The organism is Neobacillus sp. SuZ13 (genome assembly GCF_030123365.1).
Classification (GTDB): domain Bacteria; phylum Bacillota; class Bacilli; order Bacillales; family Cytobacillaceae; genus Neobacillus.
The window spans coordinates 635,593-653,152 of record NZ_CP126107.1 but is presented as its reverse complement, the minus strand read 5'-3'; the positions used below and the strand labels follow the sequence as shown (position 1 = coordinate 653,152).

15 protein-coding genes are annotated in these 17,560 nt (G+C 38.0%); 7 read left to right on the top strand and 8 right to left on the bottom strand.

Features of this window, described 5'->3' with window-relative positions:
- The first annotated feature begins 14 nt into the window (after positions 1 to 14).
- From nikB to QNH17_RS03060, 7 genes are all read left to right on the top strand, one after another.
- Complete coding sequence (nikB, locus tag QNH17_RS03090; RefSeq protein ID WP_144554993.1) at positions 15 to 935, top strand: nickel ABC transporter permease; 921 nt, start codon at positions 15 to 17, stop codon at positions 933 to 935.
- Between the two features lie 13 nt (positions 936 to 948).
- Positions 949 to 1,971 carry an ABC transporter ATP-binding protein gene (locus QNH17_RS03085; protein WP_283877339.1) on the top strand — a complete coding sequence of 341 codons (1,023 nt, stop codon included), beginning with the start codon at positions 949 to 951 and terminating at the stop codon, positions 1,969 to 1,971.
- Complete coding sequence (locus QNH17_RS03080; RefSeq protein WP_283877338.1) at positions 1,971 to 2,966, top strand: ABC transporter ATP-binding protein; 996 nt, start codon at positions 1,971 to 1,973, stop codon at positions 2,964 to 2,966. The genes QNH17_RS03085 and QNH17_RS03080 overlap by 1 nt, the downstream gene beginning before the upstream one ends.
- Positions 2,967 to 3,057: 91 nt before the next feature.
- Positions 3,058 to 3,798 (top strand): sensor histidine kinase, encoded by a 741-nt coding sequence (locus QNH17_RS03075; RefSeq protein ID WP_283877337.1) that lies wholly within the window; start codon positions 3,058 to 3,060, stop codon positions 3,796 to 3,798.
- 11 nt (positions 3,799 to 3,809) lie between these two features.
- On the top strand, positions 3,810 to 4,502 hold the full coding sequence (locus tag QNH17_RS03070) for a response regulator transcription factor (RefSeq protein ID WP_144554990.1): 693 nt from the start codon (positions 3,810 to 3,812) through the stop codon (positions 4,500 to 4,502).
- Positions 4,499 to 5,806, top strand: coding sequence for an SLC5/6 family protein (locus QNH17_RS03065; protein WP_283877336.1), 1,308 nt, complete (start codon positions 4,499 to 4,501; stop codon positions 5,804 to 5,806). Before QNH17_RS03070 ends, QNH17_RS03065 begins: the two co-directional genes overlap by 4 nt.
- A gap of 23 nt (positions 5,807 to 5,829) precedes the next feature.
- Entirely contained in the window at positions 5,830 to 7,302 is a 1,473-nt protein-coding gene (locus QNH17_RS03060) for an NCS1 family nucleobase:cation symporter-1 (protein WP_283877335.1), read from the top strand.
- A 27-nt stretch (positions 7,303 to 7,329) separates the two neighbouring features.
- Here QNH17_RS03060 and QNH17_RS03055 read toward each other — a convergent pair whose 3' ends face one another.
- The 8 genes from QNH17_RS03055 to QNH17_RS03020 form a co-directional block, all read right to left on the bottom strand.
- A complete protein-coding gene (locus tag QNH17_RS03055) occupies positions 7,330 to 8,553 on the bottom strand; it encodes an amidohydrolase (protein ID WP_283877334.1) in 1,224 nt (407 codons plus the stop codon).
- 79 nt (positions 8,554 to 8,632) lie between these two features.
- Positions 8,633 to 10,198, bottom strand: a complete 1,566-nt coding sequence (locus tag QNH17_RS03050) for a glutathione ABC transporter substrate-binding protein (protein WP_283877333.1) — start codon at positions 10,196 to 10,198, stop codon at positions 8,633 to 8,635.
- Positions 10,199 to 10,324: 126 nt separating this feature from the next.
- Positions 10,325 to 11,794: an amidohydrolase family protein gene (locus tag QNH17_RS03045; protein WP_283877332.1), complete on the bottom strand. Its 1,470-nt coding sequence runs from the start codon at positions 11,792 to 11,794 to the stop codon at positions 10,325 to 10,327.
- 77 nt (positions 11,795 to 11,871) lie between these two features.
- Positions 11,872 to 12,324 (bottom strand): nucleoside deaminase, encoded by a 453-nt coding sequence (locus tag QNH17_RS03040; RefSeq protein WP_283879419.1) that lies wholly within the window; start codon positions 12,322 to 12,324, stop codon positions 11,872 to 11,874.
- Positions 12,325 to 12,405: 81 nt separating this feature from the next.
- Positions 12,406 to 13,857: a cytosine permease gene (locus QNH17_RS03035; RefSeq protein WP_283877331.1), complete on the bottom strand. Its 1,452-nt coding sequence runs from the start codon at positions 13,855 to 13,857 to the stop codon at positions 12,406 to 12,408.
- A gap of 33 nt (positions 13,858 to 13,890) precedes the next feature.
- Positions 13,891 to 14,841 carry a carbamate kinase gene (gene arcC, locus QNH17_RS03030; protein WP_283877330.1) on the bottom strand — a complete coding sequence of 317 codons (951 nt, stop codon included), beginning with the start codon at positions 14,839 to 14,841 and terminating at the stop codon, positions 13,891 to 13,893.
- Complete coding sequence (locus tag QNH17_RS03025) at positions 14,841 to 16,031, bottom strand: ankyrin repeat domain-containing protein (protein ID WP_283877329.1); 1,191 nt, start codon at positions 16,029 to 16,031, stop codon at positions 14,841 to 14,843. The genes arcC and QNH17_RS03025 overlap by 1 nt, the downstream gene beginning before the upstream one ends.
- Before the next feature lie 99 nt (positions 16,032 to 16,130).
- Complete coding sequence (locus QNH17_RS03020) at positions 16,131 to 17,558, bottom strand: YlbE family protein (protein WP_283877328.1); 1,428 nt, start codon at positions 17,556 to 17,558, stop codon at positions 16,131 to 16,133.
- Positions 17,559 to 17,560: the final 2 nt, after the last annotated feature.

Sequence of the window (17,560 nt, the reverse complement as noted above, 5' to 3'; positions counted from 1 at the left end):
GAGGTAAGTAGACAATGTTGATGTTTATTTTACGCCGTTTAATCCAAACGATCCCCGTCGTAATTGGGGTAACTTTTGTCGTATTTTTTATCATGCAACTAGTTCCCGGTGATCCTGCTGTTTTGCTTGCAGGTGAAGGAGCATCAAAAGAAACAGTTAATGCCATTCGTGAGCAATTGGGGTTAAACCGGCCATTATTAGTTCAATATTTTGACTACCTTTTGAATGTTTTTCAAGGAGACTTTGGCACTTCACTTAAGAATAGCCAACCAGTCCTCGATGAAATAATGGTGAGACTACCGATCACAATGGAGTTAGCATTTTTTAGTATCCTTATCACTATCGTTTTAGGTATGGCTGCGGGAATTATTTCAGCGGTTAAACCTTATTCACTGACAGATACAAGTGTTATGTTAGTTGCCCTACTTGGAATTTCCTTACCGAGCTTTTGGTTTGGTTTAATGATGATGTATTTTTTCTCCGTCAAACTGCAAATTCTTCCGGTAGCAGGATGGGATAGTATCCTTCATGTCATCCTCCCCGCTCTTACATTAGGAGCAGGCGGTGCAGCCATAGTTGCACGGATGACTCGTTCCAGTATGCTTGAAGTCATTAGGCAAGATTATATCCGTACAGCTCGAGCAAAAGGACTGCGCGAACATGTCATTATTTATAAGCACGCATTAAGGAATGCCTTAATTCCAGTAATAACGGTTGTTGGTTTACAGTTTGGTGCTTTACTTGGCGGAACTGTATTAGTTGAATCCATCTTTGCGATTAACGGGCTTGGCCGAATGATTGTTGATGCAATCCGAATGAGGGATTTACCAGTGGTTCAAGGGGGAGTTTTAGCAGCCTCACTTATCTTTGTGATTGTGAACTTATTTGTAGACGTATTCTATCGGTTCTTTAATAAACGAATTGAACTAAATTAACGGGTGGTGAATAATGGTGAATGAGAAAAATAGTCCAATTTTAGAGGTTAAGGGATTAAAAACACATTTCTTTACAAAACATGGCGTTAGTAAAGCTGTTGACGGGATTGACTTTACCCTTCGAAAGGGAGAAACATTAGGGATCGTCGGTGAATCGGGCTGTGGAAAAAGTATGACATCGCTTTCCATATTACGACTAATCCCCTCTCCTCCGGGGAAAATTGCCGGTGGGCAGGTTCTTTATAAAGGGAAAGATTTAGTCACACTTTCAGAGGACGAAATGAGGAAAATCCGTGGAAACGAAATCTCGATGATTTTCCAAGAGCCGATGACATCATTAAATCCTGTCATTCCTGTTGGAGAACAAATTGCTGAAGCATTAAGATTGCATCAATCCATGAGAAAAAAGGACGCTTGGAATAAGGCAGTTGAAATGCTTAAGCTTGTGGGAATACCTTCTCCTGAAAAAAGGGCAAAACAAGAACCATTTCAATTAAGCGGCGGTATGCGCCAGCGTGTAATGATTGCGATGGCACTTGCCTGTACTCCAGAAGTATTAATTGCCGATGAACCAACAACAGCCTTAGATGTAACCATTCAAGCTCAAATATTAGAGCTCATTAAAAATTTACAAAAAAAGATAGGTATGGGCGTTATTATGATTACGCATGATTTAGGAGTTGTTTCTGAAACATGTGATAAAGTTGCCGTTATGTATGCCGGAAATATCATTGAACATGCGCCAACTGAAAAGATTTTTACAAATCCAAGGCATCCTTATACACAAGGACTGTTAAATTCTTTACCGAAGATCCATGAGGACCAAGAAGAATTACAAACGATCGAAGGGAGTGTCCCAAGTCCATATAATTTGCCGGCAGGCTGCCGTTTTGCTTCAAGGTGCCCACATCAGAAACCTTTGTGCCACTTGAAGAAGCCTGAATTAATGGAACAAAATGATGGAGTTAAAGTACGCTGTTGGATGTACACGGATGAATGGACGAAACATGAAGAAAAAGAGGGAGCTGTTAAATAATGGTGACTGCTACAAAGAAAAAAGTATTATTAAAAGTGGACCATTTGAAACAATATTTCCCTGTTAAATCTGATTCCATTTTTAAACCGAAGGCATATGTAAAAGCAGTTGATGACATTTCTTTTCACCTATACGAAGGAGAAACATTAAGCATAGTTGGGGAATCTGGCTGTGGGAAATCGACAACAGGACGGGCGATTTTACGTCTCGACGAACCAACAGATGGAACTGTATATTATGATGATAAAGACATTTTAAAGCTCAATAATAAAGAGATGAGAAAGCTTAGAGGAGACTTGCAAGTAATTTTTCAAGATCCTTTTGCCTCACTTAACCCCCGTCAAACGGTAAAGCATATATTAAATGAAGCAATGGCCATTCAAAATGTCGTTGAAAAACCGAAAAGGTTGGAAAGAATGATTGAGTTATTGGGGTATGTCGGTCTACCACAAGAAGCACTTGAGCGCTATCCCCATGAATTTAGTGGTGGGCAGCGTCAACGAATTGGGATTGCCCGCGCACTGGCAGTCGATCCTAAATTAATTATTTGTGACGAAGCAGTTTCTGCTTTGGATGTTTCTATCCAAGCCCAAATCCTAAATCTATTAAAAAAACTGCAAAATCAGTTTCATCTTACCTTTTTATTCATTTCACACGATTTAAGTGTAGTTAGGCATATCTCTGACCGAGTAATGGTTATGTATTTAGGTAAGGTCGTTGAAGTTGCTGACAAAAAGGATCTATTTGATTCACCGCTTCATCCATATACAAAGGCATTATTATCATCCATTCCTGTACCAAATCCAGTCTTTAAAAGAGAACGTGTCATCTTAAAAGGAGATGTCCCTTCCCCCATTGACCCTCCGAGCGGATGTCGTTTCCATACTCGCTGTCCGTTTGCAACGGAGAAGTGTAAATTCGAAGAACCTGCCTTAAGAGAATTAGCTGAGAATCATTTTGTCAGCTGCCATTTCGCAGAACAACTTTCGCAATAACTGTTATATTAGAAATAAAAAACTTTATAATAATAAAATAGGGAGTATTTTTAAACTCCCTTTTTCTACATCTAAAGGAGAATCTCGTATAATGCTTAATATTGAAGCTTTCTCCATCTACATTATGTTATGTGTCTTAGCCCCTTTAATTGGTGCATTTACTTTGCTGTTCTTATTTATATTTGAAAAACGAATTGATCTTTTAGAAAAACAAACAAGGGAAATTGCTCTTGAAAAAGAACTGCAAACTGCCCTATATAATCAATTAAATCAGGAAATCCAACCACATTTCCTCTTTAATACATTAAATTCCATATTAAGCCTCGCAAGATTAGACAGAAAAACAGAATTAATTCACTCGATTGAATCTCTTTCAAGATTGCTTAAGTTTAAATATAAAACAAATACACCTTTAATAACAATTAATGAGGAATTATCCTATATTAATTATTATTTGGAAATACAAAAAATAAGGTTCCGAGACAGACTTCATTATGAAATATCAATGGATTCAACGGTCGAAAAGGCAGTTATCATCCCTTTTTTAATTCAAACTCTTGTTGAAAACGCTTTTAAGCATTCATTTGACAAGCATATAGGTGAGGCTTTTTTAAAGATTATTATTGAAAAGAACCAGACGGAAGTTTATGTTACTGTATGGAACAATGCCTTAGATGGACAGGAAGTCCATTCACATAAAGATGGGCTGGGTTTAGATAATATTGCAAAAAGGCTTGATCTGCTCTTTCAAGGAAAACATACTTCAGTAAAATTAATAACTTCAGAAGAAGGTACCAGTGTGCTAGCCGTTTTCCCACTTGTACTAGGATAGGGGGCATCGAAATGAATATCCTTTTAGTAGATGATGAACCACTGGAATTGGAACTGCTTGAATATTTAATTCAAAAAGAGTTTCCAAACTGGAAATTTTTTAAGGCTCTAGATGCTTCACAAGCCATACAAATAGTCAAAAAACATGACATCTTTCTTGCATTTCTTGATATCCAGCTTCCGGGTAAATCTGGTTTGGAATTAGCGATGGAACTCACACGCTCTTATTCAATGGATATTATCATGGTTACTGCTTTTCAAAATTTTGAATATGCTCAGCTTTCGATAAGAATTGGTGTGGTTGATTACATTACCAAACCTGTCATTGAAGAAGAACTTTTGAACGTATTAAGAAGGTATGAGCGATTGGGACGGTATACAGATCAAATCGTAAACGCTTTACAAATTATACATCAGGAATATAGTGAAAAATTAACATTAAATTATTTAGCTTCAAAGATACACATTAACCCTGCCTATTTAAGCAGAAAATTCCACGAAGAAGTAGGTATGGGTTTCTCTGAATATTTAAATGAATATCGGTTAAAGGAAGCTCAAAAAATGTTAATTAATCATCCTGATTTAAGTATAAGCACGATCTCAGAAAGATGTGGTTTTAATAGCCAACATTACTTTAGTCAAATCTTTCGGAAAATAACTGGACAATCACCGAGTGACTATCGCTTAAAGGAGACCTACCGTTGAATAGAAGTTCTTATCAATTATATATAAGCGGTACGATTAAATTGGGGGTAAGCTTTGGGGTCGTTAGTCTATTAGCGAGGTGGATAACAGGAAATACGATCCTTTCTTCTCCAGAAACCTTAATTAAATACGGATTAACTGGTGGAATAGGCTATTCTTTAATGGGAGCGTTAGCCCTCATATTGTTTGGATTTTTAGCAAAAATCATTAAAGAAAAATTCCCCGATGCGCAAACGATTGGAGATGTACTGAGGAAAAGGTTATCACCAAGTGGGTATTGGTATGTCATTATTATACTTCTCATTACCAGCATGCAATCCCTGTTTATCCAAGCAATGGGTGCTGGAATCCTCATACATATCCTATTCCCAATGCCGGTTTTTATGGGAATGTTATTGTTTTTAGGCTTTTGTTTTTTTCTAGGCGGTGTTGGCGGCATGCAGCGGCTCCATCAGTTATCAGGTGTTAATGTCTCTTTGATCTTCGGAGCTGTTTTGATCATTCCTGTCTATTTTTATATTCAGGAAGGTGTCCATCCTGTTTATGAAGGAATCAAGCTATTTCATCCTTATATTTTATTCTATAAAAATACAGATTCAATTTTGTTTATTTTCACGGCCATTTTGATTGGCTTTGGGCAGGTTTTGATTGATCGAGCCACATGGCAGCGAGTATTTATCATCAAAAAAGAAAAGGTTCGAATCACTTTTACTCTTGCAGGAGTAATTTGGGCCACAATTCCGCTTGCCCTAACCTCCCTGCTAATGATTATTATGTTTGGCAGAAGCTATAAAGATATCTATTCGTTGCTATTTGAACTTGTAGATAAAATACAATCAACCATGCTCATTGTTTTATTCGTGCTTTTTTGCTTTAGTACGATTTCGTCAGCAATCAGTGCCGAACTACATGCTACGACTACCTTGGTTGTAAAGAATATTATTGAACTATTTCGCCCTTTAACTGACCGTGAAAGATTTAAATTCACTTATATTTTTTCAGGAAGTATTTGTGTTTGTTTACTAATTATCGTGAGTATTTTTAACCCTGCACCGCTGCAATTATTGTTTTTCTCTGGGAATATTTACGCTGCCCTCATTGTCCCGATATTATTTATTATTCTTAGTAACAAATCAATTCCAGTAATCATTCCCTTTTCCTCGTTGATTGGTGCCTTGGGAAGCTATATTTTTATTCCGCTTAATAATAATTTAACTATCGTCTGGATTAGCTTCATTATTTCTGGAGTTATTTGTCTATTAGTTTATATTTTCCAAACAGTATCCGCTAGGATCAAGGATTAATGGAAGATTGGAGGGAAGCCACTATGGGAGAAAACCAAGTCATTTATGATGATTCATTCGCTGAAAATACAGATTTATTACCAACGAAACCGGAAGCTAGAACATGGAAGTTTAGCCATTACTTCTCCATTTGGATGGGTTCGGTTCATAATGTTCCATCTTATATAACCATTGGTGGTTTCTTTGCGTTAGGGTTGTCGATATGGCAGGTATTTTTTATCATTATGATTTCATCTATCATACTCTCAGGAATGATGGCATTGAATGGCCATGCAGGGGGGAAATATGGAATCCCTTTCTCCATCTTGCTCCGGATCATTTTTGGTAACAAAGGAGCAATTATTCCAGGGGTATTAAGGGGGATCATCGCCGCAATTATGTGGTTTGGTCTACAAACATATGCTGGAAGCCTTGCAGTAACTATTTTAATTGCAGAATTTTGGGCGCCTTATCCAACGTTAGGTGCAGATTGGAGTTTTTTAGGATTAAATTTGGCCAATCTTATATCCCTTCTCCTCTTTTGGTTGATTCATGTCTGTTTTATTTTTGCAGGGGTAGAGGCGTTAGGAAAGTTTACTAAGTTCCTCTCTCCAATGGTATTTGTCGTTTTTGGTGGAATGTCTATTTGGGCAATAAATTTAGCAGGTGGAATCAACCCCATCTTACACTACAGCGAGAAAGGTGTAGAAGGAAATAGTATTTTGGTTATCTTAAGCTGTATTTCAGCGATATTAGCAACATGGGTGGCACAAATACTAAGCGTTTCTGATGTTACTAGGTATTCGCGCACCAATAAAGGCCAATCATGCGGACAAATTGCAGGGCTTGTAATTACTTATTTATTGTTTGCTGTTGCAAGCATTACCATCGTCATTGGGTCTGAAATTGCTTTTGGAGTTCCTATCTGGAATGTACTTGAAGTAATTAATCGATTTGATAGTAAATTTGTCACTGTTCTTTCTCTACTAACCATTTGTTTAACGACCTTATCCGTAAACATTTTAGGTAACATTATTCCATCAGGGTATCAATTAGCCTCATTATTACCGAAAAAATTAAACTTTAAATCAGGTGCCTTCATTGGTACCGTTAGTGGATTACTAATTATGCCATGGAAGCTAATGGAGAGTCCTACTACCATATTTACTTTTTTAAATATGGTCGGTGGAATGTTAAGTCCTGTAATAGGTGTGATTCTTGCTGACTATTTTCTTATTAAAAAAAGAGAAATCATTATACAAGATTTATATTTTTCCAAAAGTATGAGCCGTTTCTCAAACGGAGTTAACTGGCCTGCACTATGTGCCACTCTATTCGCTGGGTGTATTAGCTTAATTGGTAGATTTATTGATTTCCTCGAACCTATTTATAATATATCATGGTTTACAGGGATCATCGTTTCAGTCATCCTATATGTACTATTTATCTATTGGAGCAAACGATTACATTCCAATAGAACAGAAAAGGATTTGGCAAATATGACAAAAGGGGGATGATATTTTCATCCCCTTTAAAATGTATTTCTAATTAATAGAACCACAAACCAAGTTACCTTGATAAAAGACGGCCTTCCGGTTTGAACGTCTAGCAACGACTTCAGCCGAACAACTTGCTTCTACTAAAATCATATTGGCTGCATCCCCTTCTTTGGGCCATTGCTGTCTGCCATCTCTGTCTAAAGGAGTCAAACCTCCAGTAATATATTTTAATGCTTGAGAGAGAGAAACTTCATCTGTCCATCGACATTTTTCAATTAGTCGGCCAAGCCTTTCAAGAACGTCTCCATTACCAGTCGGCCACCACGAATCAAAAATATTATCATTTCCAATGGCCACATTAACACCACATTCTGAGAGCAGGCTTACAGGAGGAATGTTTCTGCCAATTGGGAGGCTCGTCACAATTGAAATCCCTGCATCCCTTAATAAATTTGCCATATCAACGGCTTCTTCTCTTGATACATCTCCAAGTCCAAAAGCATGACTGATTGCTACTCTTCCTTCCCAGCCAGCTTGCTTCGTTAAATAGGCAAGACGTTTCATTGTGAAAGTACCTAAGTGACCAGGATCATGTAAATGCAAATCGATATCGGCATTACCTTCTACTGCTAAATCCATTAATTGTACCAAAGATGCTTCAATATTATTGTCGACCGTTGCTGGGTCGACAGCGCCGACAATCCCTGCCCCATTTCTCAAAGCCTCCCTAATCAGCCCTACTGTCCCTGGACGGAGTAAGCCATGCTGGGCAAATGCAACAATTTCAGCGCTCAGTTTATTGGAATAAGATTCTAGTGCGTGCTGAACTCCCTCTAAATTTTTCAATTTCACCTCAGGATATATATCAACATGCGTTCTAACATGGGTGGATCCGTATGATAGTAATACTTCAAGCAAGGCTTCCGCACGTTTTTGTGTGCTAGATGAGATAGAAGCCAGGATATTCTTTTCAATCTCACATCGTTCAATTACACCTGAAGCAGGGATACTAGCCCGCCATTGATCACCCATATAGGTTTTATCAAGGTGAACATGCTTTTCGATGAAAGAAGGAAGCAAAAGCATGCCTTTTGCATCTATTACAGGTAACAAAAATTCAAAGGGCTCAGAAGGAGTAATTATTTTTGAAATTTTCCCATCCTCTATTAATAAATGACATACCTCAGTCATCGTTCCTACAACTCTTCCATTTTCTTCCTTGTACCCTGTTTCCATACGTGCATTCTTTAACCAATACTTGCTATTCATTTCTATTCATCCTTTCCTTATTAACCACCATGGTAAAAGGGGTTACCCAAAAATAGGTATCCCTCTTTTATACTGTAGCTTATTGAATTGACACATCATTTATTTCTAAATAGCCTGATGGACTAATAGAAAAACCTTTTACATTTTTTCCTACAGCAGCTAAATTCTCAATCACTCGAGTAGGAATGTAAACTGCCTCTTTCATTTCTATTTCTTGTGACTGTGCATATAATGCTTTTCGTTTTTCTTGGTCTTTTTCACGGCGTGCAGCTTCTATTATCTGGTCAACCTCTTTATTACTGTAAAAGAAGGTATTTCCCGCTCCCCCCTGCGAGCTTGTATGGAAAAGGTTATATTGATTATAATCAGCATCACCAGTAGCATTTCTCCAGCTAAGGATGAACATCTCAGAGTCACCCTTATTTACTTGGTCAACAAAGGTACCATACTCCAACACCTGTATTTTTAATTTGACACCGATACCTTTTAACTGTGATTGTAGTACTTCTGCCATGTTCACTCTTTCTTTGCTGTCCATCGTTTTAAGTGTAACTTCAAAACCATTTGGGTAACCCGCTTCAGCTAGTAATCTCTTTGCTTCATTTAAATTATATTTATACGATTTCATATCTGGATGGTAACCGAAAACCTTTGAGCCTAATAGGGAATTAGCCCTTTTCCCCACATTATTGTAGACACCTTTAATAATGGAATCTATTTCAACAGCATGGGCTATGGCCTTTCGAACCTTTTCATCATTAAATGGCTTCTTTTGAACGTTAAAGCCGATATACTCTGTTCCATATCCTTCACTACGGTAAACATCGATTGCTTGTGAAGCCTTTACAGTATCCATCATTGGTACAGACAGGGGTTCAGCTATTTGGGCTTCACCTGTTTCTAGCATGGAGATTCTAGTGGTTTCCTCTGGTACAACCTTAAATACGACTTTATCGACCTTCACCTTATCTCCCCAATAACTATTGTTTTTTGTTAATACAATTTCTTGTCCAGGTGTCCATGATTTGAAAACAAATGGACCTGTCCCATTTGGTTCTTTAATAATGCTTTTCCCGTATTTCTCGATAGTTTTTGGACTAATAATCCCACCTTCATGACTAGCCAAAATAGAGAGTAATGGAGCAAACGGCTCCGATAAAATAAACTGAACGGTGTAGTCATCAATTACCTTTACTTCTTTTACCATTTTAAAGACAATAGCTCTAGGAGATGCCACTTTCGGGTCTAATAGTCGATCAAATGTAGCTTTTACAGCATTAGCATTAAAAGCTGACCCATCATGAAATTTAACATCTTTTCGTAATTTAAACTCCCATGTCGTATCATCCAGTTGTTCCCATTTTTCCGCCAGCAAGGGCTGGATTTCAGCATTATGATCCCGACCAACTAAACCCTCATAGATTTTGCGATGGGTAACACTTGCAGCATTGATTGTTGACATAAACTGTTGGTCTAAGTTTTCTGCGTCTGACAATCGGGCAATCACTAATGTCCCCCCGTCCTTAGATCCTGGGTTTTTGCCATTGCCTTTTGTGCTGACATCCTTACTTGTCGAACAGCCGGTAATGACAAACACCATAAACATAATCAGAACAAATCTACCTAACCCCCATTTTTTCACCATGTAATATACCTCCTGAATATTTTTAACATCTTTATAACTGTTTATCTAATTATAAAAAATATTCAGATAATTTAATTTCGAAAATATTTACTTTATTTTTCATTATCTTTACTACTTTTGTTCATTTTAGATAGAATCTACTATTTTAAATGATGGAGTAAATAATTCTCTTTCAGTCAATTGCTGATAATCTCTTTCCAAATATCCTTTTCTCATTTTGTTAAAATATTGTTGTCCCTTGGTTTTTATTTCTTCTAAATCAAAATTAGGTATTTTTTGGTCCTTCATTACAATCCTTCCGTTTATTATGGATAGTTTCACGTCTCTTCCTGTTCCGCTCATAATTATTGTTCGGATTGGATCATCGAGAACTCCTAAATGATATCCATTTAAGTCAATTGCAATAATATCCGCTTTCGCTCCAACAGCTAAACGGCCGAGGTCATTCCTTCCAAGGAACGCAGCTGCCCCAAGTGTGGCCGCCCGAAAGAAATCGGCGTACGTGGAACCCTCGACTTCCTTTTCTATGAATCGGGAAAACATGCTGCCTGTTCGAATGTTTTGAAACATATCTGGCGGAAATGTATCTGTTCCAAGTGCTAAATTGATACCTGCCCGTCTATATCTAGCAAATGATTCTAATGCCGAAGCATGCCTGCCAATTATTAAAGGACAATGAATAACCGTTGTATTCGTTTCTTTCAGAAGTGCTATATCATCACCTTTACCTGAATGTGCTTCACTATATCCAGCAATAAAGTGAGCATGCGGAATTCCTGTTTTTGACCCTAAAAAACCAAGGTCATATAAATAGCGAATGGGAGTTACACCGTGCTTTTCAACTATGGAATGATATTCATAGGCTCCTTGTGCTGCATGAAGTTTAATTGGCACTCCTAATTTATCACTATAGTATTTTGTTTGTGTCAAACTTTCTGACGTTTGACATTCAATTCGTTCGGGTGCCAGCATCCCCCTAACTAATCCATCATAAGCTCCGTCAAATTCTTCTATAAACCTTACAGCATCATTTAATCCAGCTTTTCCTGCTTCTTCATCCCAGTACAGATGGATCGTCCCATCAGGTTTTACCACCCTGATTCCAGATTGGTAGCTTGGCCCAAGATAGATTCTTAATCCCAAACTTCCAGCATGGTTTGCTGCTGCAGCAAGCTCTTCATACGTTTCTGCCCATTCTTTATAAAGTACCGAGGTAATTGGCATCGCAGTAGTAACCCCATGGAGAATCAGTTGTGAGTAGGCATAAAGAGATTTAAAATTCTCTTCTTTTGCTGTCATGACTTCATGGTGTCCGTTTTTTATATACTGTTCAGACCAAAGCAGGTTATTCTGTCTGTTTGTCCTTGCCTCTAAATGTAAAATATCGTGGTCAATATCACCTAATGCATTTAAATCGATAAACCCTGGACTAATGACGGAGTTTCCCATATCGATTACCTTGTCCACAGCGCCAAGAAAATTTTTACCAACAAAGATGATCTTATCATTTTCAAACACGACTTCTGCGTTTTCAATTAAGACGTGGTCTTCTCCATCGTAACCAATTACGTACCTTCCTTTTAATTTAGTTATCAATTCAATTAACTCCTTTCATTATTCAGAAGTAAGCTTATTTGACTGCTTTTCTTGTGTTCACGTGTAGGACAGAAATCCTACTTCTCATTTTGTTTGTGAAAATGCTCAAATAGATGATCACAATCTTCTCTTTTTTCTACTTTGATCATGTTAAGCACACTTGTATCTTCTCCTGTTAAATATTTGCGTAGGTGCATATCAGAAAAACCATGATCATGAGCATCATCTCTTGTGTTACAATAATGAACTTCTTTAACTCCTGTCCAAATGATGGCTGAGACACACATTGGACATGGTTCACAAGTTGCGTATATTACACAATCAGATAAATCCATGGTTCCAAGTTTCTTACAAGCTTCTCGAATAGCAACCATTTCTGCATGTGCAGATGGATCTGTATCTCTCATCATCGTGTTACTTACTGCAGCAATCACTTCATCACCACGGACAATTGTTGCGCCAAATGGACCTCCAACTTTATTGTTCATTCCTTTAATTGTTGCCTCTGCAGCCATTTTCATATAATCCATCATTAAATTCCTCCTATTATTTATTGAACAGAAATTTTAATAAATATCCTTAAAAACTTTGACTATGCTTCTACAAAAAAACTATTGGTTATTCGGTTTACTATACTTTCCAAAAATAGTGTATAGAATAAACGAAACAATCAAACCACTAAAGAATGCAAAATCATTCATTTTAGCTAAAAGTGGAACATTCTTAAGAAATGCACCTGACATTGGAAGAATGAAGCTCATTGCTAAAACACCCATTGCAATTGGATTATAGCCGTTCTTAAACTCCCCATTACTGCCTTGTGGTACATAAATATTATCAAGGTTTAGCTTTCCCTTACGATGAATATAGAAGCTGGAAAGCATAATCCCTGCGATTGGTCCAAAGATAGATCCAATAAAGCTATAGAAGAAGAACAATGTTGTTGTGCTAGATACAAGCTTCCATGGTAAAATTAAGGTTCCAACAATCGCTGTCAAGATACCTGCTGACTTTACAGTAAATCTTTTTGGAAATAGAGATGTCATTTGTAATCCTGAAGGCAATAGGTTTGCAAACACAACAAACGCCGTAGCACCAACGTTTAGGGCTAATATTAATACTACTACAGAAAATGTATTTTCAATTTTATCAAGCGCATGAACGATATTGAAAATAGGCTCACCAAATGCAATTTCAGTACCAGCAATTAGAGCAACACAAGTGATGGCAAAGAGAATATATGAGAAAATAAATCCTAGTGGTAACCCAATAATAACGTCTCTTGGCGATTTAGCTCGATGAGTAAAATCAGCCATGTTAACCACTGGACCGGCCCAGTTAGATACTAACGCACTTACGCAGGCAATAAAAACAAGTGGGCTAGAGGACGGATCTTTCGGTACATACGATAAAATTGGTCCAAAACCACCCGCCATGTTGATTGCCCAAACTGCCGCACCAATGATAAATACGTAAACAACAGGTGAAGACCAGTTTCCAAACTTACCCAAAACATTCATTCCACCTAAGAACAATAGAACGGTAATCGTCCAAAGAATGGCATAGGAAATCATGGTAGGAACAGTTAAGCCAAAAATATTAAAATCTCCACCTAAGGACATATAATTCGGAATGAATCTCGCAAAAATAACATTCAAAGATTCCGCCCCAACGACAGTGGTAGTACCAAAGAATACCAAACCGGCTATTAGACCACGACATAACGCAGGGATAATGGCTCCTTTTACTCCAAAGGTATCTCGAAGAAGCATTGCAAATGGGAGGCCATACTTTGATGCTGAATAACCGTTTAAAACATAAAATGTTGATACAATAACTGCTGAAAGCATGACGGCTAATAGTACTTGCTTTGTATTTAATCCTAGAATAAAGAATCCTGCTACTGTCATATAAGACATGATATTATGGACGGCGCCCATCCATAGTGTCGTATAGTTTGATATGCCCCAATCTCTTTGGCTAGGCTTCTTTGGAAGTAAATCATCTGAATAACCATATGATTTATATTTATCATAGGCTTTTTCAATTTTAGCTTCTTCCATATTTACATCTCCTTGCTTAGCTAAATTTATCCATTACCTTACAATATGAGTTCCTGCGCCTTCATTGATTGCTTCTTTTAAGCTTTCTGGGTTTGTGATAATGACCCTCGAACCATTTTTTTCCAAAAAACTTAAGCTAGCCTCAATTTTAGGAAGCATGCTTCCTGGAGGAAAGTGGTTTTCAAGTACATATTGTTTGGTTTCTTCAAATGTAATCTTTTCAAGTGCCTTTTGATTTGGCTTGCCAAAGTTAATACAAACTCTCGAAACACCCGTGGTAATGATCAATGTTTCCGCTTGAACCTGTTCTGCTAGTAGACTCGTTGCAAAATCCTTATCAATGACTGCGTCAATTCCCTCAAACGCATTGTTATTGTTCCTTACTACAGGAATCCCGCCGCCTCCAACAGCGATAACCACAAACCCAGCATCGATTAATGTTTTAATCGCATCTTTTTCCACAATGTTAATTGGTTTTGGTGAAGGGACCACTCTTCGATAGCCGCGGCCTGAATCTTCTATGAAACTCCAGTCTGGATGTTCTTTTTTCATTTCTTCAGCCTGCTCTAGTGTAAAAAATGCCCCTACAGGTTTTGTCGGATTTTTAAAATTGGGGTCATCAATACTTACTTCTACCTGTGTAATAACCGTAGCGACCTTTTTGTTAATACTCCTCTTGGCAAATTCATTGATTAAGGCCTGTTGAATTTGATAGCCAATACCGCCTTGCGTATCTGCCCCACAATTGACTAGTGGAACTACCGGCATACCAGTGACTTCATTCGCAATTTCCGACCGTCTAAGTCCAAAACCTACTTGTGGACCATTACCGTGGGTGACTACTACACTGAAGCCTTCCGCAACCATATCGGCAATATTTACTGCGGTTTCGCACACCGCTTCGTATTGGTCCTGAACCGTATCACGGCCATTATCGCGGACTAATGAGTTTCCTCCAATTGCAACTATTACTAATTTTCCCATCAAATTTCCCCCTTGCTTTCGTTTGCTTGTTTCACTAGCAATTCAAGAGATTGTTCCTTATGCAAATGATATAACGGGTTAGTCGGATCATTTGCAATCGCATTCTCAATTTCTTCAATTGCTTCCTGATGTTTACCTAGAGCCCTAAGACTGTTTGCCTTATGGAAAGAAAAATCATAGCGTTTTGGCATTAGTGCAAGTAATTTGTCCATTTCAACAACAGCGTCCTCATGCCTGCCTAGTTCTCTCAGGTAATTGGATTTATGATAACGATAAAAAGTTTCTGTAGTGTTTAATGCACAAGCTTTATCATACTCCGAAAGCGCTTCCTTCGGTTTCCTCATTGCTCTTAAACAATTGGCCGTATAGAAATAGAAGTCTAAATCCATTGGGTCAAGAGCTAATGCTTTGTTGTATTCCTCAAGTGCTTCCTCATATCTCTTTAATTCTTGTAAGAAATAGCCTTTGTAGTAAATCAAATCAAGGTTATGACTATTATGTTCAAGGTCCTTTTCAATTTCCAAGATAGCTTCCTCATAATGACCGCTTCTTGCAAAATGTTTAGCCTTTTTAATAGATTCATTATTTTCTTCAAATTCCTTGTTCAAGATGGCTAAAATCTTATCGTGGCCCATTTCTTTTGCGTGCTTTAATGCTGATTTCCCATCTCTATCAGGGAGAAACACATCTGCACCGGCGTTTACTAGTTCTTGAATGATATCGGAATATAACCGACCGCCATTACCCAGAATCACGGACTCAAGTAGAGCGGACCAGCCTAAATTGTTCACATGATTTACCGGAACCCCAGCATCCAAACAGACTTGAACGGTTTTCAAATAGCCTTTCTCACTAGATGGAAGCAATGCAGTGCCTCCAAAACGGTTCACACTATTTAAATCCGCACCATACTGGAGCATTAAGCTTAAAATTTCATGAAATCCGTTTGCACCGGAACAAATAAATGGAGTTAGCTGTGTTATATCTCGTGTATTTACATCACTGCCGGCCTCAAGTAATAATTTAACTACATCAATTTGATTTTTTTGTGTTGCTGCCATTAACGCTGTTCGACCTGCGGTATCTTTATAGTATACGTCTGCACCATCATCTAAAAGCTGTTTTGCAGTTGCTAGATTACCCTGCTCACTTGCTTCAATCAGTTTACTGTGTAAGGAATGATTTTCCAATGCCATTCTCTCCTTTTGTTGTGTTCCCAACATGAAGTCTATCAATTTAAATAAGATTAAAATCGGTTCTGGTCCTAACAGAATTAGGACCAGAATCTATTACTTAATGTTTTCGCTTAGAGCAAGTAATGCCTTTTCAAACGCTTCAACTGGAGGATTAGTGATTCCTGCTCCAATCATTCCAATTCCAGCTTCCTTATGGGCTATTGCTGTATTAATGATTGGCATGATTCCCGTCTGAACAACCTTTCGAACATCGATTCCAGTCGGAATACCCATGAATTTCAACAAAGGAATCGTTACGTTTGGATTTTCTGTTGTTGTAATTTCTTTCATTTTTTTAGAGTAGCCAATTGCGTCATCGATTGTTCCGCCTACAAGAGCAACAATAGCAGGGGCTGTAGCCATCGCAAATCCACCGATTCCATAAGTTTCAGTGATTGCGCTATCCCCAATATCCAATCCAGAATCTTCAGGCTTGTAGCCGGCAAACATTGGACCAATTACTTTTTGCGCCGGACCTGTAAACCATGTATTTCCCGGAATTCCACTTACACGGATACCGAATTCAGTACCATTACGTGCCATTGTTGTTACAATCGTACTATTTTCAATGCCATGTGCTGCATCAAGAGCACATTTTGCAAGGGCCATCCAAGTTGGACCAGAGAAATAATCACTGCTTGCAACAAACTCAAATACTTCTCGTTTTTGTTCAAGTGTAAAATCTGTTTGAATAATATAAGGTGTTAACGCCTGGATTAAAAGCGTTGTTCCAGCAACGTTGCGGTTATGACACTCGTCACCCATATGAAGGGCTTGAGCAAGCATTAAACGCAAATCAATTCCATTCGAATTTAACTTCATCGCTGCACTTAGGATTGGACCGAAAACATCGCGCATCCAAACTAAACGGTCAATCACACTTTGATCATTAGCACCCATTCGAAGGATTTTTGAAAGCTGCTCACTCAAGTTTGTGTAAGCAAGATTCCCATAGGTTTTATTCTCTACAATGTGCATATACATCGAAGCAGATGTTACACCAGCCATTGAGCCAACACAGTTGTGCTCATGACATGGAGAGAAGGTAATTTCACCAGATGCAGCCAGTTCTGCCGCTTCTTCTAAATCCTTTGCAAGTCCTTCAAATACAATTGCCCCAGTAACAGCCCCCCTCATCGGACCATTCATTTTATCCCAAGTTATTGGAGGTCCTGCGTGAAGAATCGTTGATTTTGTCATACCTGGCACACAATCAATTGCTTTTTCAAAACCAACTAATACTGGCTGTGAGTTAATAATTCTTTCAACAGCTACCCTATTTGCTGCTTCAATTTTTTCAAGAATAGACGGATCCTCAAGCATATCAAGGGCTGCAATAAGTTCAGGGTTGCCTCTGCCTGGCGGGGTCCACTCTAGATGAGTTACTTCTGTATTTTGTTTTACTAAATCATCCTTAAATGACTCGATTCCCACGTTAATAACATTAAGTTTTTGATTAAAAAGCTCATTTATTTTACTCATGG